This is a genomic window from Amycolatopsis silviterrae (assembly GCF_042684085.1).
GTDB classification, from domain to species: domain Bacteria; phylum Actinomycetota; class Actinomycetes; order Mycobacteriales; family Pseudonocardiaceae; genus Amycolatopsis; species Amycolatopsis silviterrae.
In genome coordinates this window covers 33,126-56,409 of sequence record NZ_JBHUKS010000014.1, presented here as the reverse complement: position 1 = coordinate 56,409, position 23,284 = coordinate 33,126, and the positions used below count along the sequence as shown (strand labels likewise).

The window sequence follows — 23,284 nt, the reverse complement described above, 5'->3', positions numbered from 1 at the left end:
GACGTCATGAGCGCGAAAACCGAGGCCGCTTCCCTTCGCCTCCGCTCAGCTAAGCCGCCCGCGCCCGCCGCTGGCACCGCGGACACGAAAACGACGACCGGTTCATGAACGGCTCCCGGCGGATCGGCGAACCGCAGCGGCGGCACGGCATGCCTTCCTGGCCGTACGCGTCGAGCGAGCGTTCGAAGTAGCCGGACTGGCCGTTGACGTTCACGTACAGCGCGTCGAACGACGTGCCGCCCGCCAGCAGTGCCGCGGACATCACGTCGGTGGCCGAGGACAGCAGCGTTCGCCCTTGTGCGGCAGTGAGTTTCTCCGTCGGCCGCGACCAGTGCAGTTTGGAGCGCCACAACGCCTCGTCGGCGTAGATGTTGCCGACGCCGGACACGAGCGTCTGGTCGAGCAGCGCGCGTTTCACCTCGGTGCGCCGCGAACGCAGCGCACGCACGGCGGCCTCCGGATCGAACTTCGGGTCCATCGGGTCGCGGGCGATGTGCGCGATGGTTCCGGGCAGGGTGTCGCCGTCGGCCTCGACCAGGTCGTCCAGGGCCAGGCCGCCGAAGGTGCGCTGGTCGACGAAGCGCAGTTCCGGTCCGTCGTCGGCGAACCGGACGCGGACGCGCAGGTGTTTCTCGTCCGGCGCGTCCTCGGCTTGCACCAGCATCTGGCCGCTCATGCCGAGATGCGCCAGCACCGCCTCGCCGTCGGACAGCTCCAGCCACAGGTACTTGCCGCGCCGCCGGGCGGCCTCGATCGTGACGCCGGCGAGGCGTCCGGTGAAGTCGGCGGCTCCCTGCGCGTGCCGCCGGATGGCGCGGTCGTGCAGCACCTCGACGGCCCGGACGGTACGGCCGGCGACGTGCGCTTCGAGGCCGGCGCGGACGACCTCGACCTCGGGTAGTTCGGGCATGCGCTCATTCTGCCCGGCACCCCTGACAAAAACGGGACCGGTGCCTCAGCACGAAAACGGGGCTGGTCAGCGTTGCCGCCGACCAGCCCCGGAAAGAGAGGGAAAACGCGTTCAGCTCGCGTCGTCGCCCGTGCCGAGTTCCTCCGACAGCGACCGCCAGGCGGTCTCCGCGGCCTTCTGCTCGGCTTCCTTCTTCGTGGTGCCGTTGCCTTCGCCCAGCGCGCGGCCCGCCACCAGCACCGTGGCGGTGAATTCCTTGCGATGGTCGGGACCGCTGTCCTCGACGCGGTACTCGGGCACGCCGAGTCCCCCGGAGGCGGTCAGCTCCTGCAGACTGGTCTTCCAGTCGAGGCCTGCCCCGCGCAGCGGAGCCTCGGCCAGCAACCCGTCGAAGAGGTGGTGCACGAGCTTGCGCGCGACCTCGATGCCGTGCGCGAGGTACGTGGCGCCGATGACGGCTTCGAGACCGTCGGCGAGGATGCTCGCCTTGTCCCGGCCGCCGGTGAGTTCTTCGCCCTTGCCCAGCAGCAGATGCGCCCCGAGACCGCCCTCGCCGAGCCCGCGCGCCACGCCGGCCAGCGCGTGCATGTTGACGACGCTGGCGCGCAGCTTCGCGAGCTGGCCCTCGGGCAGGTCGGGGTGGGTGGTGTAGAGGTGGTCGGTGACGACGAGGCCGAGCACCGCGTCTCCGAGGAACTCCAGTCGCTCGTTCGGCGGGAGGCCGCCGTGCTCGTACGCGTACGAGCGGTGCGTGAGCGAAAGACGGAGCAGCTCGGGGTCGAGAACGACCCCGAGCGCCTCGAGCAGCGATGCGGGATCGGCCGCGGGACTCCCGACGGACTTACCCCCCATGGTCGGCTGCCGGCTCAGGCGGGCTCGACGACCTGGCGGCCGTTGTGCTGGCCGCATGCCGGGCAGGCGACGTGCTGGATTTTCGGCTGGCGGCAGGCGCGGTTGGAGCAGGGCACCAGCTGAACCGGAGCCGCCTTCCACTGGCTGCGGCGGGAGCGCGTGTTGGATCGCGACATCTTCCGCTTCGGGACGGCCACGAGTAGATCTCCTTCAAACGGTCTGCTCGCGGTTGCGAGCGAACTTACTTCTCCCGGATCGAGCTGGACGCTCGTCAGGCTTGCTCTCCGGAGCCGTGCGCAGGCTTTTCGCCCGCGTTCTCGTCGAATCGCTCGACCAGCGCGGCCCACCGAGGGTCTATCTTCTCATGCCCGTGTCCGGGCTCGAGATCGGCCCACTTGACGCCGCATTCGACGCACAGTCCCGGGCAGTCCTCGCGGCACAGCGGGGCGAGCGGAAGCGCCAGCACCACGGCGTCGCGGACGGTCGGCTCGAGGTCGATCCGGTCGTCGACGAGGCGCGGGATCTCGTCCTCGTCGGTGGTCTCCTCGGTGGCCGAGCCCGGATAGGCGAACAGCTCGGTCAGGTCCACCTCGATCTGCTCGGTGACCGGATCGAGGCAGCGCGAGCACTCGCCGGCGGCGACGGCCGTCGCGGTGCCGGTGACGAGGACGCCCTCGACCACGGACTCGAGCATCAGGTCGAGTTCGACCGGCTCGCCTTCGCGGATCTCGAGCACGCCGGGCACGCCGAGCGCGGTCGGCACGGGCGCGCTGCGGTGCAGCTCCCGGCTGAGTCCCGCGCGGCGGCCCAGCTCACGGGTGTCGACCACCCACGGGCTGCGGTCGTCGAGCTGCGCGGGGCGGGGGTTCTGGGCAGGGTTTTCGGACATCGCCTACCAGCGTACGCAGGCCCCGCGGACATCGTTAGAGGTGGCCGGACATCGTGCGTGCTGGCGCCGGTTCTCAACGGCTTGCGCACGCACGAGGGCCCGCCTCTGGGACCGGTCTCGTGCGTGCTGGTGCCGGTTCTAACCGGCTTACGCGCGCACGAGGGCCCCCGCCGCCGGGAGGTGCGTGCGGCCCGATCGGCTGAACCCAATGCCCGGGACTTAAGGCGGCGTTATGGGGTGCGGCTGAGGCGTGTCCGCCCAGGCCGAAGCGGCTGGCGGACCGGGCTGGCTCGCGTCGGGGCGACGCGAGCGGCGGGAACTGGGCGTGCCGTCCGTGAGGGGAACCCTGACGGAATCAGATTCCCCCAGGGTTCCCCTCACGGACTTGAAGAAACGGGCACACCGGCGCTAATCGGGCATTTCGCTCAAGCGGGTGTCCTTTAGGGATGGTCAGCAGGCTGAGGCCACCCGGCTTAGGTCCCTGGCATTGGGCGCCTAAGCCCGCGCGGGCCTCGTGAGTGCCCAGACCGGTTCTAACCGGCACCAGCACGCACGAGCGGGAACCGTCAGACCTGGTAGTCGTACAGCGTGGAGCGGCCGCCGCCGTGGCCGGTCGTGGGCGAGCGCAGGTGGTTGCGGCCCGAGTCGACGGTGCGCAGCGTGGTGGCCAGCAGCTCGGAGAACTCGGCCAGTTTGCCGTCGACGTACGCGTCGCAGTCGGCGCGCTGGCGGTCGGCTTCGGCGTGCGCCTCGTCGACGATGCGCGCGGATTCCGCGTGCGCGGCCTGCACGACCTCGGTCTGCGACACCAGCCGGGCCTGTTCGGCGCGGGCGTCCTCGATCGCGCGGTCGTAGGCGTCGCGGCCGGCCTGGATCATCCGCTCCGACTCGGCGCGGGAGCGTTCGGTGAGGTTCTGGTACTCGGCCTGTCCGCCCGCGACCATGCGCTCGGCCTCGTTGTGCGCGTCGCCCAGCATCTGCTCCGCGCGGGCGCGCGCGTCGGCCAGGATGCGCTCGGCCTCGGACGTGGCGTCCGACACCGTCCGCTCGGCCTCCTCGTTCGCGCTCGCGACGGTCTCGCCCGCCTCTTTGCGCGCGGCCAGCAGCAGGTCGTCGCGTTTGTCGAGCACGTCCTGCGCGTCGTCCACCTCGCCGGGAAGCGCGTCGCGGACGTCGTCGAGCAGCTCGAGGACGTCGCCGCGGGGCACCACGCAGCTGGACGTCATGGGAACCCCACGGGCCTCTTCGACGATCGTGACGAGCTCGTCGAGTGCCTCGAAAACCCGGTACACGGCCACTCCCTCAAGCAGTTTCCCCGATCACTGGCTTCCAGTCTGCCCGCTTCGCAGCCTGAACCGGTGAACGAGCACCCGACCGGGCGTGTCCTCGCCGGGGCCGGGAGGGGCGGTCTCACCCGGAGGTGGGACCGCCCCGGCGCGCCGTGCTCAACCGTTGAGATCGATCTTCTGGAAGGTCGCGTAGTGATCCGGCGTGTAGACGAGTTCGCCGCCCTTGCCCGAGATCACGCGGTCCTCGGAACCGACGTCGTACAGCGTGTAGTAGCCGGAGTCGCACACCGGCAGGACGCCTTCGCGGTTCTCGTAGGTGGTGCCGTCGTTGAGGGTGCCTTCGCGGACGCCGTCGACGACCTGCTTGGCGTCGGCGGACAGCTTCGAGTAGCCGACCGGGCTCAGCTTCGACAGGTCGCCGCACTTCGTCGGGGTGCTGCCGCCGTCGATGTCGATGACCTTGAACGACTTGTAGTGGTCGCCGGTGTAGAAGTACTCGCCGCCCTGCCCGGTCACGATCCGGCGGGTGCCGCGGTTGCTCGAACCGGGCGTCGGCACGGTGTACTCGTGGTAGTAGCTCGAGGCGCAGGAGGGCAGGATCCCCTCGCGGTTGGTGAACACCACGCCGTCGTTCTTCGGGTACGGGAACGGCCCGTTCGTCTGGATCAGCTTGTAGGTGTCAGTCGCCTGCGCGGGCAGCGCCGACAGCTTGACGTGCGTGAAGCCGGACAGATCGCCACAGGAGTTCTGCTTCGGCTGCACGGACGCCGGCACCGCCGGGGACAGCGGGACGGCCTCCGCGGCCGTGCCGAACCCCAGGAAACCGACCAGCAGTGCGAAAAGGACACCGACTATGCGGCTGCGGTTGTTGGTCATTTTCGGACCGTAACCCGGTGGGGTGGTCGACAGAATGACGCGAGGTGAACAGCTTCAGGCCGCGGCCGAAGTCCCGACGAAGGCTGTAATCCGTTCAGGCTAAATCGGCCGCTGGGCTGGCCTTTCGGCCCGGCTCGCCACTCACGCCTGCCAGAAGCCGGCGAGGCGGGCTTCCGCGGGCTCAAACCCCGTGAGCGGAACCCTGCGGGAATCAGAGTCGATGCCAGGAACTTAAGACGCCGCACTGGGGGCGGTTGAGGCATTTCTCGCCGGGGCCAGCGCGGACGGCGGAGGCTGGGTTGTCGTCTGTGAGGACACGGTGACCGCCAGCATGCCTAGCCCCGTCAGGCCTTTCGACCTGGGCGGACGCTGTCCAACCACACCCGCAGCGCCGCCTTGAGTCCCAGGCATCGGGACTCAGAGTCCCTCGGGGTTCGCTTCGCGGACCTCAGTCCCGCTTCGCGTAGGCCGCGAGGAGGCGTTCGTGGACCACCGGCGGCACCAGGTTCTCGATGTCGCCGCCGAGCGCCGCGATCTCCTTGACCAGCGAGCTGGACACGAAGCCGTACGCCGGGTTGTTGGCCATCAGGAGCGTTTCCAGCCCGGTCAGCTCGCGGTTCATCTGGGCCATCTGCAGCTCGTAGTCGAAGTCGCTGACCGAGCGCAGTCCCTTCGCGACCGCGGCGATGTCGTTGTCGCGGCAGTAGTCCACGAGCAGGCCCTGCCACGAATCGACGCGCACGTTCGGCAGCTTCGCGGTGATCTCGCGCAGGATCTCCATGCGTTCCTCGACGCTGAAGAGGCCCTTCTTGCTCTTGTTCACCCCCACCGCGACGACGACCTCGTCGAAGAGCACCGAAGCCCGCTCGATGATGTCGAGATGTCCGTTGGTGGCCGGATCGTAAGAGCCGGGACAGACCGCACGCCGCATGGCGCGGACGCTATCAAGCCACGCCGTCGCGCGCGCTCTCGTGGCGACTGCGTCACACCTCAGATGAGCCGTCGTACTCCGCCCAGTACAGCGCCGTGTCGCCGTAGCGCTTGTCGCGAAGCGGCTTAAACGTCGACGGCCAGTCCGGCGCACCGTCGCGCGCGGCTCGTTCAATCACCGTCAACGCGCCGTCGGCGAGCCAGCCACCGCTGTGCAGCGAAGCGAGCACTGTGCCCAGCGAAGCAGCGTCGACCGCGTACGGCGGGTCTGCGAGCACCACGTCGAACTGCACCGACGCGGGCGCGGCGACCACTGTCTCGACCTGTCCGGCTCGGACCGTGCCGCCTAGCCGCAAATCGGCAACGTTGCCGCGAAGCACCTCCACGGCGCGACGGTCGGCTTCCACGAACCATGCGTCCGCAGCACCGCGCGAAAGCGCTTCGAGACCGAGCGCGCCGGAGCCGGCGTAGAGGTCGAGCACGCGGGCCCCGTCCAGCTCACCAGCCACTTCGAGGGCGTTGAACAGCGCTTCGCGCACCCGCTCCGACGTCGGGCGGGTGCCTTTGGGCGGCACCTTCAGCCGCCGTCCGCCCGCCTTCCCCGCCACGATCCTCGTCACCCGGCCATCTTCGCCCAAGGTCGCGATGTGGCGTTGGGCAGGACTTGCCGAACCCGCGCGCGCGGGCGCGTAGAGTCGTCCTTCGCCCTCCAGAGGCGCGTTGATGGAGTTCAAGGGAGCGTTGCGTGTCGGAACCCCGGGTGAGACGGGCTGAGATCGCCGTCGAGCAGGCACACGTCGACCGGGTCTACACGCGGCTCGCCGAGCTGCGGACCCAGGCCGAGGCGATGCGGGCCAAGGGCTACGAGCTCGGCCAAGGCGCCCAGCGCGAAGCGATCTTCGAGCAGGCGTCGATGCTGTTCGAACGCGACATGATGGTCTACCACGCGAACCAGACCCTGCAGACGCTCGACGCCGAGTACGAGGGCCTGGTCTTCGGCAGGCTCGACCACCTCGACCGCGAGCACATCTACGTCGGCCGCCTCGGCATCCGCGACACCGAGTTCGACAACCTGGTCACCGACTGGCGCGCGCCCGCCGCCGCCGCGTTCTACCAGGCCACCGCCGAAGAGCCGATGGACGTCGTGCGCCGCCGGGTGATCCGCTGCTCCGGGCAGACGGTGCTGGACGTGGACGACGACGTGCTGATCGCCGACGCCGTGCCCGAGGACATGCAGATCGTCGGCGAGGGCGCGCTGATGGCCGCGCTCGGCCGCTCGCGCGGCGAGAAGATGCGCGACATCGTGGCCACGATCCAGAAGGAACAGGACGAGGTCATCCGGGCACCGTGGCGCGGGGTCACCGAGATCACCGGCGGTCCGGGCACCGGCAAGACGGCCGTCGCGCTGCACCGCGCCGCGTACCTGCTGTACCGCCACCGCCGTCAGCTCGGCGGCGCGGGCGTGCTGGTGATCGGGCCGTCCGGCGTCTTCACCACGTACATCTCGCGCGTGCTGCCGTCGATGGGCGAAACGAACGTAGAGCTGCGCGCGCTCGGCGAAGTGCTCGACGGTCTCGAAGCGACACGACAGGACACAGCCGCGCTCGCCGCGATCAAGGGTTCGCTGCGGATGCGAAAGGTGCTTCTGCGCGCGTTGCGCGACACCCCGCCCGAAGCGCCGACAGAGCTGAAGATCGTCTATCGCGGCGAAGTCCTGAAGCTCACCGCGCGCGAGCTGGAGAAGGTGCGGCGCAAGGCGCACACGCAGGGCGCGCCGCCGAACCGGTCACGCGTACGCGTGGCAGAGCTGCTGCTGGGCGCGCTCGCGGACAAGGCCGAGGAGTACGCGAAGGCGGACGGCAAGGAGATCGACCGCGCGGAGCTGATCACCGATCTCGGCGAGCGCATCGACTTCCACCGTTTCCTCGTGGTGTGGTGGCCGGTGCTGTACCCGGCGCAGGTGCTCAAGTGGCTCGGTGCCGAGAAGCGGATGGCCGCGGCGTCGAAGGGCATTCTGAACCGGAACGAGATCAGCCTGCTGTCGGCCGATTTCGCGGACCGTTCGCGCGGCTGGTCGGTGGCCGACGTCGCGCTGCTGGACGAGCTGCGCATGCTGGTCGGGCCGGAGCCGAAACGGCGGCGCAGGCAGACCGTGGTCGAGGCGGCCCCGGAACGCGGCAGCTCCGGGGGCGCGCCGCACCGTCCGGAGCACTACGACGAGTACTCGCACGTGGTCGTCGACGAATCGCAGGACCTTTCGCCGATGCAGTGGCGGATGATCGGCCGGCGCGGCAAGTACGCGAGCTGGACGGTCGTCGGCGACCCGGTGCAGAGTTCGTGGCCGGATCCGGACGAGGCCGCGCAGGCGCGCGATCAGGCGTTCGGCGTGAAGACCACGCGACGGCGCTTCACGCTGCGCACGAACTACCGGAACTCGGCGGAGATCTTCGACCTCGCGGCGAAGGTCGTGGCCGGCCACGCGCAGGCGGACGAGCTGCCCAAGGCCGTGCGCACCACCGGAATCGAGCCGGAGGTCCGGCCGGTCGACCAGGGCGCGCTGGCGACCGCGACGCAGAGCGCGGCGAAGGAACTGCTCGGCGCGGTCGAGGGCACGGTCGGTGTGATCACCGCCATGGACCGCGTCGAAGAGGTCGAGGGCTGGCTCGCCGGGCAGACCGACGAGCGGCTCAAAGTGGTCGGGTCCCTCGATTCGAAGGGCCTCGAGTACGACGCGGTCGTGCTGGTCGAGCCGATGGACCTGGTCACCGAGTCCTCGACCGGGCGGCGCGTGCTGTACGTGGCGCTCACCCGCGCGACGCAGCAGCTGATCGTGCTGGCCTCGAACCCGGACTGGCTGCCCTCGTGAGTGGCAATCGCGGTTAGAACCGTGATTGCCACTCACGAGACGTGACCGGGAAGGGAACGCCCGCCCCGCGCGTTACGCCCTTACGTGACCTCCCTGCCTGACGTGCCGCTGTCCGTGCTCGACCTCTCCCCCGTTTCCGAAGGGAAGGGGGTCGGCGAAGCGCTGCGCAACACGCTCGATCTCGCCCGCAACGCCGAGCGGCTGGGCTACCACCGGTACTGGCTCGCCGAGCACCACAACATGCCGGGCATCGCCAGCTCGGCCACGGCGGTGCTGATCGGGCACGTCGCGGACGCCACCGAAAGCATCCGCGTCGGCTCCGGCGGGATCATGCTGCCGAACCACGCGCCGCTCGTGGTGGCCGAGCAGTTCGGCACGCTGGAGGCGTTCCACCCGGGACGGATCGACCTCGGCATCGGCCGCGCGCCGGGCACCGACCAGCGCACCGCGCTCGCGCTGCGCGGGCCGGGCGGGCTGTCCGCGGAGAACTTCCCCGAGCACCTGATGGAGCTGATCTCCTACTTCGAACCGGACGCGGCGCGCGGCGTCAACGCGGTCACCGCCGAGGGCAACAAGCCGCCGGTGTGGCTGCTCGGTTCCTCCGGCTTCAGCGCGCAGCTGGCCGGGCGGCTGGGGCTGCCGTTCTCCTTCGCGCACCACTTCGCGGCCGAGAACACACTGCCGGCGGTGCGGCTGTACCGCGAGAACTTCCGTCCGTCCGAAGTGCTTTCCGAGCCGTACGTGATGCTGGGCGTGCAGGTGATCGCCGCCGAGACCGACGAGCGCGCGGAGTACCTGGCTGGGCCGAGCGGGCTGACCTTCCTCAGCCTGCGCCGCGGCCGTCCGATCGCGCTGCCGACGCCGGAGGACGCCGCCGAGTACCCGTACACCGAAATGGACCGTGCGTTCCTGTCCGAGCGGTTCGGGTCGAGCATCGTCGGCGGACCGGAGAGCGTCCGGAAGGGACTCGACCAGCTGCTGGCCGACACCGACGCGAACGAGCTGATGATCACCACGATGGTGCACGGCCACGAGGACCGCGTGCGTTCGTACGAGATCGTGCAGGACCTGAAGCGCTGATGGAGGTCTTCGACTGGCGAGGGCAGCAGGTGCGGTGGTCCCGGCAGGGTTCGGGGCCGCCGCTCGTGTTCTGCCACGGCACGCCGTGGTCGTCGAAGCTGTGGGAGCCGATCGCCTCGACGTTCGCGCAGGACTTCACGGTGTACCTGTGGGACATGCCGGGCTACGGCAGCTCCACAATGGCCGAAGGCCAGGACGTCTCGTTGGCCGCGCAGGGCGAGACGTTCGCCGCGCTGCTGAACCATTGGGGCCTCGAAGAGCCGGACGTGGTGGCGCACGACTACGGCGGCGCGGTCAGCCTGCGCGCGTATCTGTTGCACGGCGCGGCTTACCGCTCGCTGGCGCTGGTGGACGTCGTCGCGCTGGCGCCGTGGGGTTCGGAGTTCTTCCGGCTGGTGGCGGACAACGCGGCCGTGTTCGCGCAGTTGCCGCCGAACCTGCACGAAGCGCTGGTGCGGGAGTACATCGCCGGCGCGGCACACCGTCCGCTGTCCGCCGAAGCGCACGACATGCTCGTTCGGCCGTGGCTCGGTCCGGTCGGGCAGGCGGCGTTCTACCGGCAGATCGCGGCAGCCGATCAGCGGTACACCGACGAAATCGAGCCGCGCTACCGCGACATCAGCGTGCCCACGTTCGTGGTGTGGGGCGCCGACGACACCTGGATTCCGGTGGACCGCGCGCACCGGCTCGCCGGGATGATCCCGGGCGCCGGACTGGAATTGGTCCGTTCGGCCGGGCACCTGATCCAGCTCGACGCACCCGAGGCGCTGACCGCTTCGCTGCACCGCTGGCTCTCCCGCTGAATTGCCCGGAAACCGCCGTGCCGGTATTTCTTTTCCGGCACTGACAACCGCATTCCCGGCAGTTGTCACAACCGCACAAGAATTCGGCGGTTACGCCGCCGTGACCCCGCAGGACGGGGCAAGTTCTTGTCTGCGGGCAAGGCCGTCGTTAGCGTACTGACCAGTAACGAAACCGCACGGTAACCCCGCCGGCTTTTCCCTTCCGGACCGATCCGCCAAACGGATCAGCACCGGAACGGGCGTTCGGCGGGCATTCCGCCGTGCCCGGAAATCGCTGGGAGGTCGGGCGATGGCGGTTCCCGGCGCCGCGGCACTGCGCCAGACCGGACGGCTTTACGCACTGGGGCTCGACGTCGTGCGGCTGACCTTCCGCCGCCCGTTCCAGTTCCGCGAACTCGTGCAGCAGTTCTGGTTCATCGCGAGCGTGTCGATCCTGCCGACCGCGCTGGTGTCGATCCCGTTCGGCGCGGTGATCGCGCTGCACATCGGGTCGCTGACCACGCAGATCGGCGCGCAGTCGTTCACCGGCGCGGCGAGCGTGCTCGCGATCATCCAGCAGGCCAGCCCGATCGTGACCGCGCTGCTCATCGCGGGCGCGGGCGGCAGCGCGATGTGCGCCGATCTCGGTTCGCGCACCATCCGCGAGGAAATCGACGCGATGGAAGTACTCGGGGTTTCGCCGATCCAGCGGCTGATCGTGCCGAGGGTGCTGGCCGCGATGGGCGTGGCGGTGTTCCTGAACGGCATGGTCAGCGTGGTCGGCGTCCTCGGCGGCTACTTCTTCAACGTGATCATGCAGGGCGGCACGCCGGGCGCGTACCTGGCGAGTTTCTCCGCGCTGGCACAGCTGCCGGACCTGTGGATCAGCGAGATCAAGGCGCTGCTGTTCGGGTTCGTCGCGGCGGTCGTCGCGTCCTACCGGGGGCTGAACCCGCGCGGCGGGCCGAAGGGCGTCGGCGACGCGGTGAACCAGTCCGTCGTCATCACGTTCCTGCTGCTGTTCGTGCTCAACCTGATCCTCACCACGGTGTACCTCCAGCTCGTGCCGCCGAAGGGAAGCTGATGGCCACCCCGACTCCGACGCGCGTACTCGAGGCGATCGACCGCAGGCTCGGCTTCCTCGACACCCTCGGCGACCAGATCCTGTTCTTCCTGCGCGCGCTCGGCTGGGTGCCGCGCGCGGTGCGCCGGTACCTGCGCGAGATCGTCCGACTGCTGGCCGAGGTGAGTTTCGGCAGCGGTGCGCTGGCGGTGATCGGCGGGACCATCGGCGTGATGGTCGGGATGACCGTCGCGACCGGGACAGTCGTTGGGCTGCAGGGGTATTCGGCACTGAACCAGGTGGGCACGTCGGCGTTCGCCGGGTTCATCTCGGCGTACTTCAACACTCGCGAGATCGCGCCGCTGGTGGCCGGGCTGGCGTTGTCGGCGACGGTCGGCTGCGGGTTCACCGCGCAGCTCGGCGCGATGCGGATCTCCGAGGAGATCGACGCGCTCGAAGTGATGGGCATCCCGAGCGTGCCGTATCTGGTGACCACGCGGGTGATCGCCGGGTTCGTCGCGGTGATTCCGCTGTACGCGGTGGGTCTGTTGTCGTCGTATCTCGCGTCTCGGCAGGTCACGGTGTGGGGATTCGGCCAATCAGCGGGCACGTACGACCATTACTTCCTGCTGTTCTTGCCGCCTGGCGACGTGCTGTGGTCGTTCGGGAAGGTGCTGGTCTTCAGCGTCGTCGTGGTGCTCGCACACTGCTATTACGGTTTCCGCGCGAGCGGCGGTCCGGCCGGTGTCGGTGTCGCGGTGGGCCGGGCGGTGCGGACGGCGATCGTCGCGATCAGCGTCCTGGACTTCTTCCTCAGCCTCGCCATCTGGGGCGCGACGACGACCGTACAGGTGGCCGGATGAACCGGCGATGGCACAAGACCCGCGTCCGCACCGCCGGAGTGCTGTTCCTGGCGGCGCTGTCGGCGTTCGTGGTGCTCACGGTGAAGATCTACAACAAGGACTTCACCACCACAGTTCCGGTGACGCTGCAGGCCGATCGCGTCGGCAACCAGCTGCGCGCGGGCGGGCAGGTGAAGGCGCGCGGGGTGGTGGTCGGCGAAATCCGGGCCGTGCACGCGTCCCGCCACGGCGCGGAGATCTCGCTGGCACTGGACCCGGACCAGGTGCAATGGCTGCCGGTCAACGTCTCCGCGTTGCTGGTGCCCAAGACGCTCTTCGGCGAACGGTACGTGCAACTGTCCATTCCGGACTCCGACCGGAAGCGGCCGTTGCGTTCCGGCGACGTGATCACGCAGGACCGGTCGGCGAACGCGATCGAGCTGGAACGCGTCTTCGACAACCTGCTGCCGGTGCTGAAGGCCGTGCAGCCGCAGAAACTGGCGACCACGCTGACCGCCGTGTCCACCGCGTTGCAAGGCCGGGGCGCGGAACTGGGCCAGACGCTGGCGACCGCGTCGGACTATCTGCGGCGGTTCAACCCGAATCTGCCGCAGCTGGACCGGAACGTGCGCGACCTCGCCACCGTCACCCGGATGTACGGCGACATCGCACCCGATCTGCTCGACGCGCTCACCGATTCGTCGGTCACCCTCGGCACGATCGACGCGAAACGCACGGACCTCGGCTCGCTGTACCAGCAGGTCACGACGTCGTCGCGCGATCTCACGACGTTCCTGCGGCAGAACCGGAACAACATCATCGCGTTGTCCGCGGACAGCCGCCGCCCGCTCGAAATCGGCGCCAAGTACTCCCCCAGCTACCCCTGCACTCTACAGGCGCTCACCGACTTAAAACCGGCGATGGACCGGGTCCTCGGCGCTGGAACGAAGGAACCCGGGCTGCACGTCGAGGTCACGGTGTCGCAATCGCGCGGGAAATACGTGCCAGGCAAGGACGCTCCCGCGTACACCGAGAAGACCGGCCCGCGCTGCTACCCGAGCGGGGTGGCACCGAGCGCGGGCACTCCGGCGGCCGTGCCGTCGTCCGGCGACCTCGGCATCGCGAATTCCCCGCAGGAGCAACAGTTCCTGGCCCCGCTGATCGCACCTCCGCTGGGCATTTCGACCGCTGAGGTCCCGGCGTGGAGCAGCGTGCTCGTCGGCCCGCTCTACCGCGGAACGGAGGTGACGGCGAAGTGAGAAACCTTGCCGCTCCCCTGGTCAAAAGCCTGATCTTCATCCTGGTCACGGTGCTCGCGACGGTCGTTCTCGCGTTGTCGATCACCGGCGGTTCGGTCGGCGACAGCCAGCGGTACGGGGCCACGTTCGTCGACGCCACCGCTTTGAATATCGGCGACGACGTGCGGATTTCCGGGGTGAAGGTCGGGCAGGTCGAAGGCCTCGACGTGGTCGACCGCAACCGCGCGCACGTCAGCTTCTCGCTGGAGAACGGCCGCACGGTGCCCGCCAACGTGAGCGCGGTGATCAAGTACCGCAACATGGTCGGCCAGCGTTATCTCGCGCTGGAACGCCCCCGCGCCGCTGCCGGGACACTGCCGCCGGGCGGCGAAATCCCGCTGGACCGCACGACTCCGGCGCTCGACCTGACCGACCTGTTCAACGGCTTCAAACCGCTCTTCCAAGCCCTGTCGCCGAAGGACGTCAACGACCTGTCCGGCGAGATCGTCCAAGTCCTGCAAGGAGAAGGCGGCACGGTGACCGAGCTGCTCCAGCACACCGGATCGCTCACCAGCACGCTCGCCGGCCGGGACCGGGTGATCGGCGAGGTGATCGGAAACCTGAACTCGGTGCTGAAAACGGTGAACGGCAAGGGGGATTCGCTCACGACGCTGGTGTCGACGCTGCGCCAGCTCGTGTCCGGGCTCGCCGAGGACCGCACCGCGATCGGCGACGCGGTGTCCGGCCTGGCCGCGCTGACGCAGTCCACCAGCGGGCTGCTCACCGAAATCCGGCCGGGGCTGAAGGACAGCATCTCCGGCCTCGACGCGCTGACCCGGAACCTGAACAAGGGGGAAGCCGACGTGGACAAGGCGCTGACCACGCTGCCGCGCAAGATGAACGGCATCGGCACGCTCGGGTCGTACGGCTCGTGGATGAACTTCTACCTGTGCAGTGCCACCCTGCAAACGTCGCCGCCGCGCGGGGTGCCGGCGACCGCGGCGAGGTGTGGCGCGTGAAGTCGTTCCGGGAGCGCAATCCGCTCGTGCTGGGGGTCGTCGGCAGCGTCGCGCTGGCCGCGGTGCTCACCGGCACGCTCAACTACGACAATCTGCCGTTCCTCGGCGGCACCACCTACCAGGCGGAATTCAGCGAGGCCGCCGGGCTGCAGGCGGACGACGAGGTGCGGATCGCCGGGATCAAGGTCGGCGAAGTGTCCCGGGTGGACCTCGACGACGACCACGTACTGGTCAGCTTCCGGGTGAAGAAGGCGTGGATCGGCGACCGGACGTCCGCGCAGATCAAGATCAAAACGTTGCTGGGCCGCAAGTTCCTCGCCCTCGACCCGGCCGGCCGCGCGGAGCAGGACCCGGACCAGCCCATCCCGCGCGACCGCACGGTGACCCCGTACGACGTCACCGACGCGTTCAACGGCCTCGCCGACACCGCTGGCGCGATCGACACGAAGCAGCTCGCGAGCAGCTTCGCCACGATCAGCGACACCTTCCGCAACTCGCCGCAACACGTCCGTACCGCGCTCGACGGGCTGAGCGCGTTGTCGAAAACGGTCTCCTCGCGTGACAACGAGATCGCCGAACTGCTGGCCAACGCACGCAAACTGACCACCACCATCGCCAACTCGAACGACGACTTCGAGAAGCTCGTCAAAGACGGCGACCTGCTGCTCACCGAACTGGACCGCCGCCGCGAAGCGATCCACCAACTGCTCGTCGGAACCCAGCAGCTCGCGAAGCAGCTGTCCGGCCTGGTTTCGGACAACACCGAGAAGCTCGCACCGGCGTTGCAGCAGCTCAACCAAGTGACCGACCTGCTGCAGCGGCAAGACGCGAACCTCGCGCAAAGCCTCAAGCTCGCCGGGCCGTACTTCCGTGTGCTCAACAACTCCGCGGGCAACGGCCGCTGGATCGACAGCTACCTGTGCGGCCTCATCCCGGAGAACCGCGATCCGTGCACCCCGCCGAAGGAAGGCGCGAAATGACCGCGCGCACATACCGTTTCGTCGTCTTCGTGCTGGTCATGGCCTTGGTGATCTGCGGCGTGATGTGGTGGGTGTTCTCCGGCTCCGGCCGATACCGCGTGACGGCGTACTTCTCGCGGGCCGTCGGCGTCTACAGCGGATCCGACGTCCGGGTGCTCGGGGTGAAGGTCGGCGAGGTGACCGCCGTGCTTCCGCAGGGCGGCCAGGTGCGTGTCGACTTATCGGTAGATCCGCACATCCCGGTCGCCGCCGACACGACCGCGCTGGTCATCGCGCCGAGCGTGGTCGCCGACCGCTACGTCCAGCTGGGCAAACTCGCCCGCACCGGCCCGCGTCTGGCCGACGGTGCGGTCATCACTCCCGATCGCACGGGCACGCCGGTGGAGCTGGACCAGCTGTACTCCAGCCTGGACACGCTGAGCAAAGCCCTCGGCCCGAACGGCGCGAACTCCCACGGCGCACTGTCCGACCTCCTCCGCACCGGCGCGGCGAACCTCGACGGCAACGGCAAGGCGTTCAACACTTCCGTCCGCGATTTCGCCCGCCTCGCGCGTACTTTGGCGGGCAACTCCGAGGACCTGTTCGGCACGGTCGACGAACTGCAGAAGTTCACCACCATGCTCGCCACGAACGACCGTCAGGTCGCCGACGTGAACCAGCAGCTGGCCAAGGTGTCCGGCACTCTTTCGGCGAACCGCTTCGAACTGTCCGACGCGTTGCGCTCGCTGGGCAGCGCACTCGCGTCCGTCCAGGGCTTCATCCGGGACAACCGGGCCGCCATCAAGTCCAATGTAGACAAACTGGCCGGCACGACCCAGCTCCTGGTCGATCAACGCGCTTCGCTGGCCGAGGCGCTGGACGTCGCCCCGCTGGCCGCCCAAAACGTCCTGAACGCCGTGGATCCGGCCACCGGCCGTCTGCAAGGCCGCTCTGACCTGCTGGAATACCTGCCGCTGCCGGCAACGGACGTGGCCGTGACGGGAGGCGGCCGATGAAGGCGCGACGGCTTTTCCTGGCACTGGCGGTGAGCACACTGGCCGGCTGCTCGGCACCCGGCGGCTTCCACGGCGTCTACGACCTCCCGTTGCCCGGCGGTGCGGACCTCGGCGCGCATCCGTACGAGGTCACCGTCCAGTTCGCCGACGTCCTGGACCTGGTCCCGCAGGCAGCGGTGAAGGTGGACGACGTCCCCGTCGGCCGGGTCCAGTCGATCCGGCTGGGCAGCGACGGCTGGACCGCCGAGGCCGTCCTAGCCGTGAACGGCGACGTCCACCTGCCCGCGAACGCGGTCGCCCGCCTGCGGCAATCGTCGCTGCTGGGCGAGAAATTCGTGGAACTGGCCTCGCCGACCTCGGCTCCTTCCGGGCAACTGGCCGACAAAGCCGTGATCCCGGTGTCGCGAACCAACCGCAACCCGGAGTTCGAGGAGATCTTCGGCGCACTGTCACTGCTGCTCAACGGCGGCGGAATCGGCCAGCTGCAGACGATCAACCGCGAGCTGACGAAGGCCATGGACGGCAACGAGGAGGAGATCCGCAGCTTCCTCGCCGGGGTCAACCAGCTGATGACGAACCTCGACGCACACCGCCACGACATCACCGCCGCACTAGACGGCCTCAACCACCTGTCCGCGACGCTGTCCGACCGGAACTCGCAGATCGCCGACGCCCTCACCGACCTCACGCCGGGCCTGAAAACCCTCACCGACCAGCGCCCGCAGCTCGTGACCATGCTGCAGTCGCTCGATCAACTGTCCACAGTGGCCACCGACGTCGCGAACAAGAGCCGCGACGACCTGGCCGCCGACCTGCGCGCGCTCGCCCCCATCCTGCGCCGCCTGGCCGACGCGGGCCAGAACCTGCCCAAGGCGCTGGAAATCCTGCCCTCGTTCCCCTTCACCGACCCCGTGCTGGACGCGATCAAGGGCGACTACCTGAACGTCTACGCGTCGCTGATCCCCGGCTCAGACGTCCAGCTGCCGCCGCCCGGCCAAGGCGTCCCACCAGGCCTTCCGACCCTGCCGCTTTCGCCCGGAGGCCGCTGATGCTCACCAGACGGATCCGGGTCCAGGTCATCGCCTTCGTCGTCATCGCCCTGGCCGCGACCGCCTTCGTAGGCGCGAAATACGCCGGAATCGGGCGCTTGTTCGGAGCCGGGACCTACACCGTCCGCCTGGAACTCGCCGAAGGCGGCGGCATCTTCACCAACGGCGAGGTCACCTACCGCGGCGTCGCCGTCGGCCGGATCGGCCAGCTCCGCCTGACCGACCACGGCATGGAAGCAGACCTGCTGCTGGACACCTCCGCGCCGCCGATTCCCTCGTCCGCGCGCGCAATCGTCGCGAACCGCTCCGCAGTAGGCGAGCAATACGTCGACCTGCAACCCCCCACCGACCGCGGCCCGTACCTGGAAGACGGCAGCATAATCCCCCGCAGCGCGACCACCCTGCCGCTGCCCGTGCAGACCTTCCTGTCCGATGTGGACTCGCTAACCGCGTCCGTGCCGACCGAGGACCTGCGCACGGTGGTGAACGAACTGGACAACGCGTTGCAAGGCACCGGCCCGAACCTGCAACTGCTGATGGACACCGCAAGGTCGTTCACCAATTCCGCCTCCGCACACCTGCCCCAAACCACAAAACTCATCAACGACGGCTCAACTGTGCTGAAAACGCAAGCCGCGTCTTCAGATGCTTGGCGAGACTTCAGCCGCAACGCCCACCTGTTCGCCACCCAGCTAGCCTCCTCCGACGGCGACCTGCGCCAGCTGATCGCCACCGCTCCTCCCGCCGCTTCGCAGATCACCGGCCTGCTCCGGGACACCAGCCCAGGCCTGCCAATCCTGATGGCGAACCTGCTCACGACCGCGGACGTCTTCAGCGCCCGCACCGACGGCCTGGAGCAACTGCTGGTGACCCTCCCGAAAACCGTAGCCGCGACGTCCTCAGCCATCACCCCAGACGGCGGGAAACTCTCGCTGGCGCTGACGTTCTTCGACCCGCCGCCGTGCCGGAAAGGGTATGAGGGCACGAAAATCCGCAGCAGCGCGGAGATGCCGGTGCTGCCGTTCAACACCTCCGCAGCCTGCACCCTGCCCGCGGGCAACCCGTCTTCGGTGCGCGGCTCGCAAAACGCCCCGCACGCCGGAGTCCCGACGCCCGCCCAGCCCGGCGGATTCCCGGGGGTTGCGGCGGGGCTGCCGACTTCGACTGATCTGGAGGAGATGCTGTGGCTACGCCGGGGAAACTGACTCGCACCATCTCCTTGCCTCTCGCTGCTGTGAGGTCGGATGCTGACCGCGCTGACGGGGTTGCTTCTGCAGCCGGGACCGCCTCCATAACCGACGCCACCTCCACGATCGACACCGCAGCCAGCACTGCCCCCACTACCGACACCGGCGGTCGGTCCGCCGACAGCACGGCCGCCACCGAGCCCACGCCTCAGCCCGGTGACAGCTCGGACGACTCCACCGAGTCCCCGGCCACGACCAAGTCCCCCCGCCGCACCCTGACGCGGGCCGCCGCGCTCGCCCTGACCGCAGCCACCGCTTTCGCCGCCTGGTCGGCTTGGTCCTGGCACACCGCCGCGACCTCCCCCACCGCAACCGCCGGCACGACCAGAGACGAAGCCGTCGCCGCAGGCCGCACCCTGATCACCACCGTCACCACCTTCGACCCGCAACACCGCGACCAAGACCTGGCCCGATGGCAAGCCGCGACGACCGGTGCCCTCCAAACATCCCTGCCTGGCACCGTCCCGCCCTCCGGCTCCGCCATCACCGGCCACGTCCTCGACGCCGGACTCTCCGACCTGGACCCCCAAGCCGGCACCGCGAAACTCCTAGCCTCCGTAGAAATCACCGTCACCAAGGACGGCACCCCACAACCCACCCGACGCACCCGTCTGGCCGCCACCCTGGCCCACACGGCATCCGGCTGGAAACTCAGCGCACTGGAACAGTTGGGGGTGGCCGGATCATGAAACCCGCACGTCTCTGGCCGAGGACACGCCGCAACTCCGCCGGTTCTCCTGCCACCACAACCGAACCCGAGCACCCACCAGCCGAACAACCCACCACTACCGCCGAAGCCGACTCCTCCCAGGCCGCTGCTACCGCCGTCGCCAACTCCACCCAGCCGGGCGCCACTGCTGCCAGCTCCACCCAGCCGGACGCCACTGCTGCCGATTCCACCCAGCCACGCGGCATCGATGACGACCCCGCCCAGCCATCCAACGGACCCAGGACCGCCGCGACCCAGCCCGCCAGCACGACCGAAACCGCTCCGCCACCCACCAGCACGCTCCGCGTACAAGAGCCCGAACCCGCCACAGCCACGCTCACCACCACGACCGAAACCACTCAGTCAGCCGTCGCCAAAGCCGACGTCGCCCAGCCGCGCGTCACCGCCACCGATACCGCCGACCCGACCCCCTCCCCACTCCGCCCCGAAACCTCCCGCCGCCTGCCCGCGATCCTCCTGGCCTTAACCGTCCTCCTCACCACCGCTGGCGTCTGGTGCACCGTCGAAACCCGCTCCACTACCGCGTCCGCCGCCGCCTCCAATCGTGCGCTGACCGATCAGCCCGCCACCGCCGAGGTCGCCTCCGCGATCAGCCTCACCCTCACCAAGATCTTCTCCTACACCTACGACAAAACCGGTGTCACCGAGAACGCCGCCGCCACCCTCCTGCGCGGACATGCCCGCGAGTCCTACGAAAAACTCTTCGCCCAGGTCCGCACCATGGCCCCGAATCAGCGCTTGACTCTCACCTCCCGAGTCTCGGCCACCTCCGTTCAGCAGCTCACCGACGACCACGCCCAGTTGCTCGTTTTCCTCGACCAGTCCGCCGCAAGGGGGAATTCCGCCACTCCGGAGACAGCTGCGGCACAACTGTCCGTCACCGCTCAGAGAATTGACGGAAACTGGTTCGTCACCGATCTCGTGCCCCGATGAAATTCTGTTTCCTCACCGCCGAAGGAGTACCGTCATGCCCATTTCCCGGATCGCCAGAACCGGCGTGCTCGCAGCGGCAGCCGCGACCGCGGTCAGCCTCGCCTCCGCTGTTCCCGCGTCGGCGACCGAAATCCCCATTCCGATCTCCTACTCGGTCGCCGGCAGCACCGTCGTGAAGAAGACCGGCAGCACTCTCGCCCTCGGCCCCGGCAGTCTCGCCGGAAATCTTCTGGTCGACGACCAAACCGGAGCCGTCGGCCTCAAAGCCGATCTGCAATTGCCGCCCTCGACCGCGCACATTTCGCTGCTCGCGGGCGGTTTCAAGATCAAGGCGAAGGTCACCGTCAAGCCGACCGCACCCGCGACCGGCAGCCTCGCGAACGGCACACTCACCACGCACGAAACCGCGAACATGGAGATCAGCGACATCTGGGCGGGCCCGATCGAGCCGGTCTTCCCGGTGCCGACCGTGCCCGGCAGCTGCACGACCGTCAAGCCGATCGACCTGACGCTGTCCGCGGCGAACGTCGACATCACCAAGCCGATCACGCTCAGCGGAAAGTACACGATTCCGGACTTCAAGAACTGCTTCATCGCCGATCTCGCCCTCGGCGCGTTGGTGTCCGGACCGGACAACACGATCTCCTTGACCCTTACCTCCAAGAACTGATCCACTACACGGAAACGGGGTGCCGGGACAGTTTCCGGCACCCCGTTTTCGCCTGCCCGATCTTCCGCGAATTGTCACCTTCCCACGAAACGCCGGTACCGTTTACGCGGCCTATGACAAAAGAATCGGTCCAGTTTCCGGACCACGGAACAGGACGGAACCAGGGTTGTTGCCGACTGAACTCGCGGGTAACCTTGGGCTCGCGGCCGGGATTCCTTGCCGAGCCCGCCCCGTTTCCGGTGAATGCCCCGGAACGGAATCCGCGCACCCCTCCGTCCCCACCGCGCAGGACGCCGCGAAAAACCGCAGTCCGATCTAAGGAGAATGGTATGCCCAGGCTCAGCAAACTGTCCACGAGCGCGGTGACCGGCGTCGCCGTCGGCGCGATCGCGATCCTCACCGCGGGCACGGCCTCGGCCGCCACCGCGACCTACCAGGCCGGCCCCGCGAACTACAGCTGCACCTTCCCGGCCATCCCGGCGCAGAACGTGTCGGTCACCGCCCAGTTCGACGGGCCGGACACGATCCCCGTGAACGGCACCACGACGCCGGCCAACGTTTCCGGCACCGCCACCATCACCGCGCTGGTCCACGCGCTGCTCACCGCCGCGGGTTACGACGGCATCCGCGGCACCGCCGACGTCCCGATCACCGTCGACAACGGTTCGCTGTCCCCGTCGTCCGCCTCCGGCCTGCAGATCCCGGAGCAGATTTACCCGGCGGGCGGCGCGATCACGGTGCACATCGCGCAGACGCCGTCGTCGTCGATCCCGACCTACACCGCGCCGGGCAGCCCCGGCACGGTGACGTTCGGCCTCGACACGACGCTTTCCGCGGAACTCGAGTTCCACAAGGCATCCGACAACAGCTGGACTCCTTGGACCATGACGTGCACCGCTCCGTCGGGCACCGACTTCAGCCCTTCGGGCACGATCGGCTGACCCACTCGGCGGAGGGACGGCGCACGGCCGTCCCTCCGCCGCCGGTTCAGTGGCAGGGAATCGAACGATCCGTCACCACAAGGCTGAACTCGTCGCCCGCGGACCCGGTGACGACCGGCCCGCAGATCGGCGGCCGGGGCACCGTCGCCTGGCCGTAAGTGTTGTTGCCCCAGCCGACGACCGACCCGTCCGCCTTGAACGCGAGATTATGGTTCCACCCCGCGTCGATCGCGACGACCCCGCTCGTCGCCGCTGCGGGCACATCAATCTGGCCGACATTGTCGCGCCCCCACGCGAGCACGCCGCCGTTCTTGAGCGCGAGGCTGTGGTCGAACCCGGTCGAAATCGCCGTCACCCCGGATTGCGCCGCCGCCGGAACCGTTGCCTGGCCGTAGGTGTTGTTGCCCCACGCGAGCACGCTGCCGTTCTTGAGCACGAGGTTGTGGTCGCCGCCGGCCGAGATCGCGTTGACTCCCGACTGCGCGAAGTCCGGCACATCCGACCGGCTGCCCCAGCTCACGACCTGTCCGTTTTGCAGCAACGCGAGGCTGTGCACCGAACTGGTGGAAATCGCCGTCACCCCGCTGGAAACCGTTGGCGGAAGATCGGTCTGGCCATACCAGTCGTTCCCCCACGCATACACCTTGCCGCCCTTGAGGCCGAGCCCGTGCGTCCAGCCGGCGGCGATCTGACTCGTCCCCGACGCGAGGTCCGCCGGCACCTCAGTTTCGCCGAAGTTGTTGTCCCCCCATGCGATCACGGCACCGTCCTTGAGCGCCAACGCGACCAGTCCCCCAGCCGACACCGAAGAGACTCCGGACGCCACTGTCTTCGGCGTACGCAGGATCGCGTTCGTGACTCCCCACGCATACACGCCGTTCGCCGCCATCAACTGCGGCTCACTCGCGGCCGCCGCACTCACGCTGCTCGCTCCGAGCGCGACAACGGCGGCAACCGCGGCCCCGCCCCACCTTCTGTACCCGGTCGCCATCGCAGCTCCTTTCTCCGCACTTTTCCGGCGATACTCGCAGCCGTCGGCGGGCTCGCGGATTCTTTGTCAGATTCCGATGAAAACCCCTCCCCGAACTAGCCCGCGAACATAA

At 68.7% G+C, this 23,284-nt stretch carries 24 protein-coding genes; 15 read left to right on the top strand and 9 right to left on the bottom strand.

Annotation, left to right across the window (positions count from 1 at the left end):
- Positions 1 to 49: 49 nt before the first annotated feature.
- From mutM to rsmD, 8 genes are all read right to left on the bottom strand, one after another.
- The gene (gene mutM, locus ACFSVL_RS19330; RefSeq protein ID WP_378306024.1) at positions 50 to 910 is read right to left on the bottom strand and encodes a bifunctional DNA-formamidopyrimidine glycosylase/DNA-(apurinic or apyrimidinic site) lyase; all 861 of its coding nucleotides are present in this window, start codon (positions 908 to 910) and stop codon (positions 50 to 52) included.
- A gap of 111 nt (positions 911 to 1,021) precedes the next feature.
- Positions 1,022 to 1,762, bottom strand: a complete 741-nt coding sequence (gene rnc / locus ACFSVL_RS19325) for a ribonuclease III (RefSeq protein ID WP_378306022.1) — start codon at positions 1,760 to 1,762, stop codon at positions 1,022 to 1,024.
- 14 nt (positions 1,763 to 1,776) lie between these two features.
- Complete coding sequence (gene rpmF / locus ACFSVL_RS19320; protein WP_009074209.1) at positions 1,777 to 1,959, bottom strand: 50S ribosomal protein L32; 183 nt, start codon at positions 1,957 to 1,959, stop codon at positions 1,777 to 1,779.
- 74 nt (positions 1,960 to 2,033) lie between these two features.
- The gene (locus ACFSVL_RS19315) at positions 2,034 to 2,651 is read right to left on the bottom strand and encodes a YceD family protein (RefSeq protein ID WP_378306020.1); all 618 of its coding nucleotides are present in this window, start codon (positions 2,649 to 2,651) and stop codon (positions 2,034 to 2,036) included.
- A gap of 566 nt (positions 2,652 to 3,217) precedes the next feature.
- Positions 3,218 to 3,943, bottom strand: coding sequence for a DivIVA domain-containing protein (locus ACFSVL_RS19310; protein WP_378306018.1), 726 nt, complete (start codon positions 3,941 to 3,943; stop codon positions 3,218 to 3,220).
- 153 nt (positions 3,944 to 4,096) lie between these two features.
- Positions 4,097 to 4,816 (bottom strand): ribonuclease domain-containing protein, encoded by a 720-nt coding sequence (locus tag ACFSVL_RS19305; RefSeq protein WP_378306016.1) that lies wholly within the window; start codon positions 4,814 to 4,816, stop codon positions 4,097 to 4,099.
- Between the two features lie 448 nt (positions 4,817 to 5,264).
- Positions 5,265 to 5,747 carry a pantetheine-phosphate adenylyltransferase gene (gene coaD, locus ACFSVL_RS19300; RefSeq protein ID WP_378306015.1) on the bottom strand — a complete coding sequence of 161 codons (483 nt, stop codon included), beginning with the start codon at positions 5,745 to 5,747 and terminating at the stop codon, positions 5,265 to 5,267.
- 52 nt (positions 5,748 to 5,799) lie between these two features.
- Positions 5,800 to 6,366 carry a 16S rRNA (guanine(966)-N(2))-methyltransferase RsmD gene (gene rsmD / locus ACFSVL_RS19295; RefSeq protein ID WP_378306013.1) on the bottom strand — a complete coding sequence of 189 codons (567 nt, stop codon included), beginning with the start codon at positions 6,364 to 6,366 and terminating at the stop codon, positions 5,800 to 5,802.
- A 125-nt stretch (positions 6,367 to 6,491) separates the two neighbouring features.
- Between rsmD and ACFSVL_RS19290 the strand changes: the two genes are divergently transcribed.
- The 15 genes from ACFSVL_RS19290 (at position 6,492) to ACFSVL_RS19220 (ending at position 22,181) form a co-directional block, all read left to right on the top strand.
- Positions 6,492 to 8,612 (top strand): HelD family protein, encoded by a 2,121-nt coding sequence (locus ACFSVL_RS19290; RefSeq protein ID WP_378306011.1) that lies wholly within the window; start codon positions 6,492 to 6,494, stop codon positions 8,610 to 8,612.
- A gap of 84 nt (positions 8,613 to 8,696) precedes the next feature.
- Positions 8,697 to 9,692 (top strand): LLM class flavin-dependent oxidoreductase, encoded by a 996-nt coding sequence (locus ACFSVL_RS19285; RefSeq protein WP_378306009.1) that lies wholly within the window; start codon positions 8,697 to 8,699, stop codon positions 9,690 to 9,692.
- A complete protein-coding gene (locus ACFSVL_RS19280) occupies positions 9,692 to 10,495 on the top strand; it encodes an alpha/beta fold hydrolase (protein WP_378306007.1) in 804 nt (267 codons plus the stop codon). Before ACFSVL_RS19285 ends, ACFSVL_RS19280 begins: the two co-directional genes overlap by 1 nt.
- 289 nt (positions 10,496 to 10,784) lie before the next feature.
- On the top strand, positions 10,785 to 11,558 hold the full coding sequence (locus ACFSVL_RS19275; protein WP_378306006.1) for an MlaE family ABC transporter permease: 774 nt from the start codon (positions 10,785 to 10,787) through the stop codon (positions 11,556 to 11,558).
- Positions 11,558 to 12,400, top strand: coding sequence for an MlaE family ABC transporter permease (locus ACFSVL_RS19270; RefSeq protein WP_378306004.1), 843 nt, complete (start codon positions 11,558 to 11,560; stop codon positions 12,398 to 12,400). The genes ACFSVL_RS19275 and ACFSVL_RS19270 overlap by 1 nt, the downstream gene beginning before the upstream one ends.
- Positions 12,397 to 13,638, top strand: coding sequence for an MCE family protein (locus tag ACFSVL_RS19265; protein WP_378306002.1), 1,242 nt, complete (start codon positions 12,397 to 12,399; stop codon positions 13,636 to 13,638). The genes ACFSVL_RS19270 and ACFSVL_RS19265 overlap by 4 nt, the downstream gene beginning before the upstream one ends.
- On the top strand, positions 13,635 to 14,636 hold the full coding sequence (locus ACFSVL_RS19260) for an MCE family protein (protein ID WP_378306000.1): 1,002 nt from the start codon (positions 13,635 to 13,637) through the stop codon (positions 14,634 to 14,636). Before ACFSVL_RS19265 ends, ACFSVL_RS19260 begins: the two co-directional genes overlap by 4 nt.
- Complete coding sequence (locus tag ACFSVL_RS19255) at positions 14,633 to 15,616, top strand: MCE family protein (RefSeq protein ID WP_378305999.1); 984 nt, start codon at positions 14,633 to 14,635, stop codon at positions 15,614 to 15,616. The genes ACFSVL_RS19260 and ACFSVL_RS19255 overlap by 4 nt, the downstream gene beginning before the upstream one ends.
- A complete protein-coding gene (locus ACFSVL_RS19250) occupies positions 15,613 to 16,611 on the top strand; it encodes an MCE family protein (protein ID WP_378305997.1) in 999 nt (332 codons plus the stop codon). Before ACFSVL_RS19255 ends, ACFSVL_RS19250 begins: the two co-directional genes overlap by 4 nt.
- Positions 16,608 to 17,660, top strand: a complete 1,053-nt coding sequence (locus tag ACFSVL_RS19245) for an MCE family protein (RefSeq protein ID WP_378305995.1) — start codon at positions 16,608 to 16,610, stop codon at positions 17,658 to 17,660. Before ACFSVL_RS19250 ends, ACFSVL_RS19245 begins: the two co-directional genes overlap by 4 nt.
- Positions 17,660 to 18,865, top strand: a complete 1,206-nt coding sequence (locus ACFSVL_RS19240) for an MCE family protein (protein WP_378305993.1) — start codon at positions 17,660 to 17,662, stop codon at positions 18,863 to 18,865. The genes ACFSVL_RS19245 and ACFSVL_RS19240 overlap by 1 nt, the downstream gene beginning before the upstream one ends.
- Complete coding sequence (locus ACFSVL_RS19235; protein WP_378305991.1) at positions 18,844 to 19,596, top strand: hypothetical protein; 753 nt, start codon at positions 18,844 to 18,846, stop codon at positions 19,594 to 19,596. The genes ACFSVL_RS19240 and ACFSVL_RS19235 overlap by 22 nt, the downstream gene beginning before the upstream one ends.
- Entirely contained in the window at positions 19,593 to 20,570 is a 978-nt protein-coding gene (locus tag ACFSVL_RS19230) for a hypothetical protein (protein ID WP_378305990.1), read from the top strand. The genes ACFSVL_RS19235 and ACFSVL_RS19230 overlap by 4 nt, the downstream gene beginning before the upstream one ends.
- Positions 20,571 to 20,604: 34 nt before the next feature.
- The gene (locus ACFSVL_RS19225) at positions 20,605 to 21,240 is read left to right on the top strand and encodes a hypothetical protein (protein ID WP_378305988.1); all 636 of its coding nucleotides are present in this window, start codon (positions 20,605 to 20,607) and stop codon (positions 21,238 to 21,240) included.
- 329 nt (positions 21,241 to 21,569) lie between these two features.
- A complete protein-coding gene (locus ACFSVL_RS19220) occupies positions 21,570 to 22,181 on the top strand; it encodes a DUF6801 domain-containing protein (RefSeq protein ID WP_378305986.1) in 612 nt (203 codons plus the stop codon).
- Positions 22,182 to 22,227: 46 nt separating this feature from the next.
- Here the strand turns inward: ACFSVL_RS19220 and ACFSVL_RS19215 are convergent, their stop codons facing one another.
- A complete protein-coding gene (locus ACFSVL_RS19215; RefSeq protein ID WP_378305984.1) occupies positions 22,228 to 23,172 on the bottom strand; it encodes an RCC1 domain-containing protein in 945 nt (314 codons plus the stop codon).
- Positions 23,173 to 23,284: the final 112 nt, after the last annotated feature.

Coding starts and splice junctions, on each gene's coding strand:
- ACFSVL_RS19240 (WP_378305993.1), top strand. CDS start 17,660: ATGCTCACCAGACGGATCCGGGTCCAGGTCATCGCCTTCGTCGTCATC.
- ACFSVL_RS19250 (WP_378305997.1), top strand. CDS start 15,613: ATGACCGCGCGCACATACCGTTTCGTCGTCTTCGTGCTGGTCATGGCC.
- ACFSVL_RS19225 (WP_378305988.1), top strand. CDS start 20,605: ATGCCCATTTCCCGGATCGCCAGAACCGGCGTGCTCGCAGCGGCAGCC.
- ACFSVL_RS19280 (WP_378306007.1), top strand. CDS start 9,692: ATGGAGGTCTTCGACTGGCGAGGGCAGCAGGTGCGGTGGTCCCGGCAG.
- mutM (WP_378306024.1), bottom strand. CDS start 910: ATGCCCGAACTACCCGAGGTCGAGGTCGTCCGCGCCGGCCTCGAAGCG.
- ACFSVL_RS19305 (WP_378306016.1), bottom strand. CDS start 4,816: ATGACCAACAACCGCAGCCGCATAGTCGGTGTCCTTTTCGCACTGCTG.
- ACFSVL_RS19265 (WP_378306002.1), top strand. CDS start 12,397: ATGAACCGGCGATGGCACAAGACCCGCGTCCGCACCGCCGGAGTGCTG.
- coaD (WP_378306015.1), bottom strand. CDS start 5,747: ATGCGGCGTGCGGTCTGTCCCGGCTCTTACGATCCGGCCACCAACGGA.
- ACFSVL_RS19315 (WP_378306020.1), bottom strand. CDS start 2,651: ATGTCCGAAAACCCTGCCCAGAACCCCCGCCCCGCGCAGCTCGACGAC.
- ACFSVL_RS19245 (WP_378305995.1), top strand. CDS start 16,608: ATGAAGGCGCGACGGCTTTTCCTGGCACTGGCGGTGAGCACACTGGCC.
- ACFSVL_RS19215 (WP_378305984.1), bottom strand. CDS start 23,172: ATGGCGACCGGGTACAGAAGGTGGGGCGGGGCCGCGGTTGCCGCCGTT.
- ACFSVL_RS19270 (WP_378306004.1), top strand. CDS start 11,558: ATGGCCACCCCGACTCCGACGCGCGTACTCGAGGCGATCGACCGCAGG.
- rnc (WP_378306022.1), bottom strand. CDS start 1,762: ATGGGGGGTAAGTCCGTCGGGAGTCCCGCGGCCGATCCCGCATCGCTG.
- ACFSVL_RS19230 (WP_378305990.1), top strand. CDS start 19,593: ATGAAACCCGCACGTCTCTGGCCGAGGACACGCCGCAACTCCGCCGGT.
- ACFSVL_RS19220 (WP_378305986.1), top strand. CDS start 21,570: ATGCCCAGGCTCAGCAAACTGTCCACGAGCGCGGTGACCGGCGTCGCC.
- ACFSVL_RS19275 (WP_378306006.1), top strand. CDS start 10,785: ATGGCGGTTCCCGGCGCCGCGGCACTGCGCCAGACCGGACGGCTTTAC.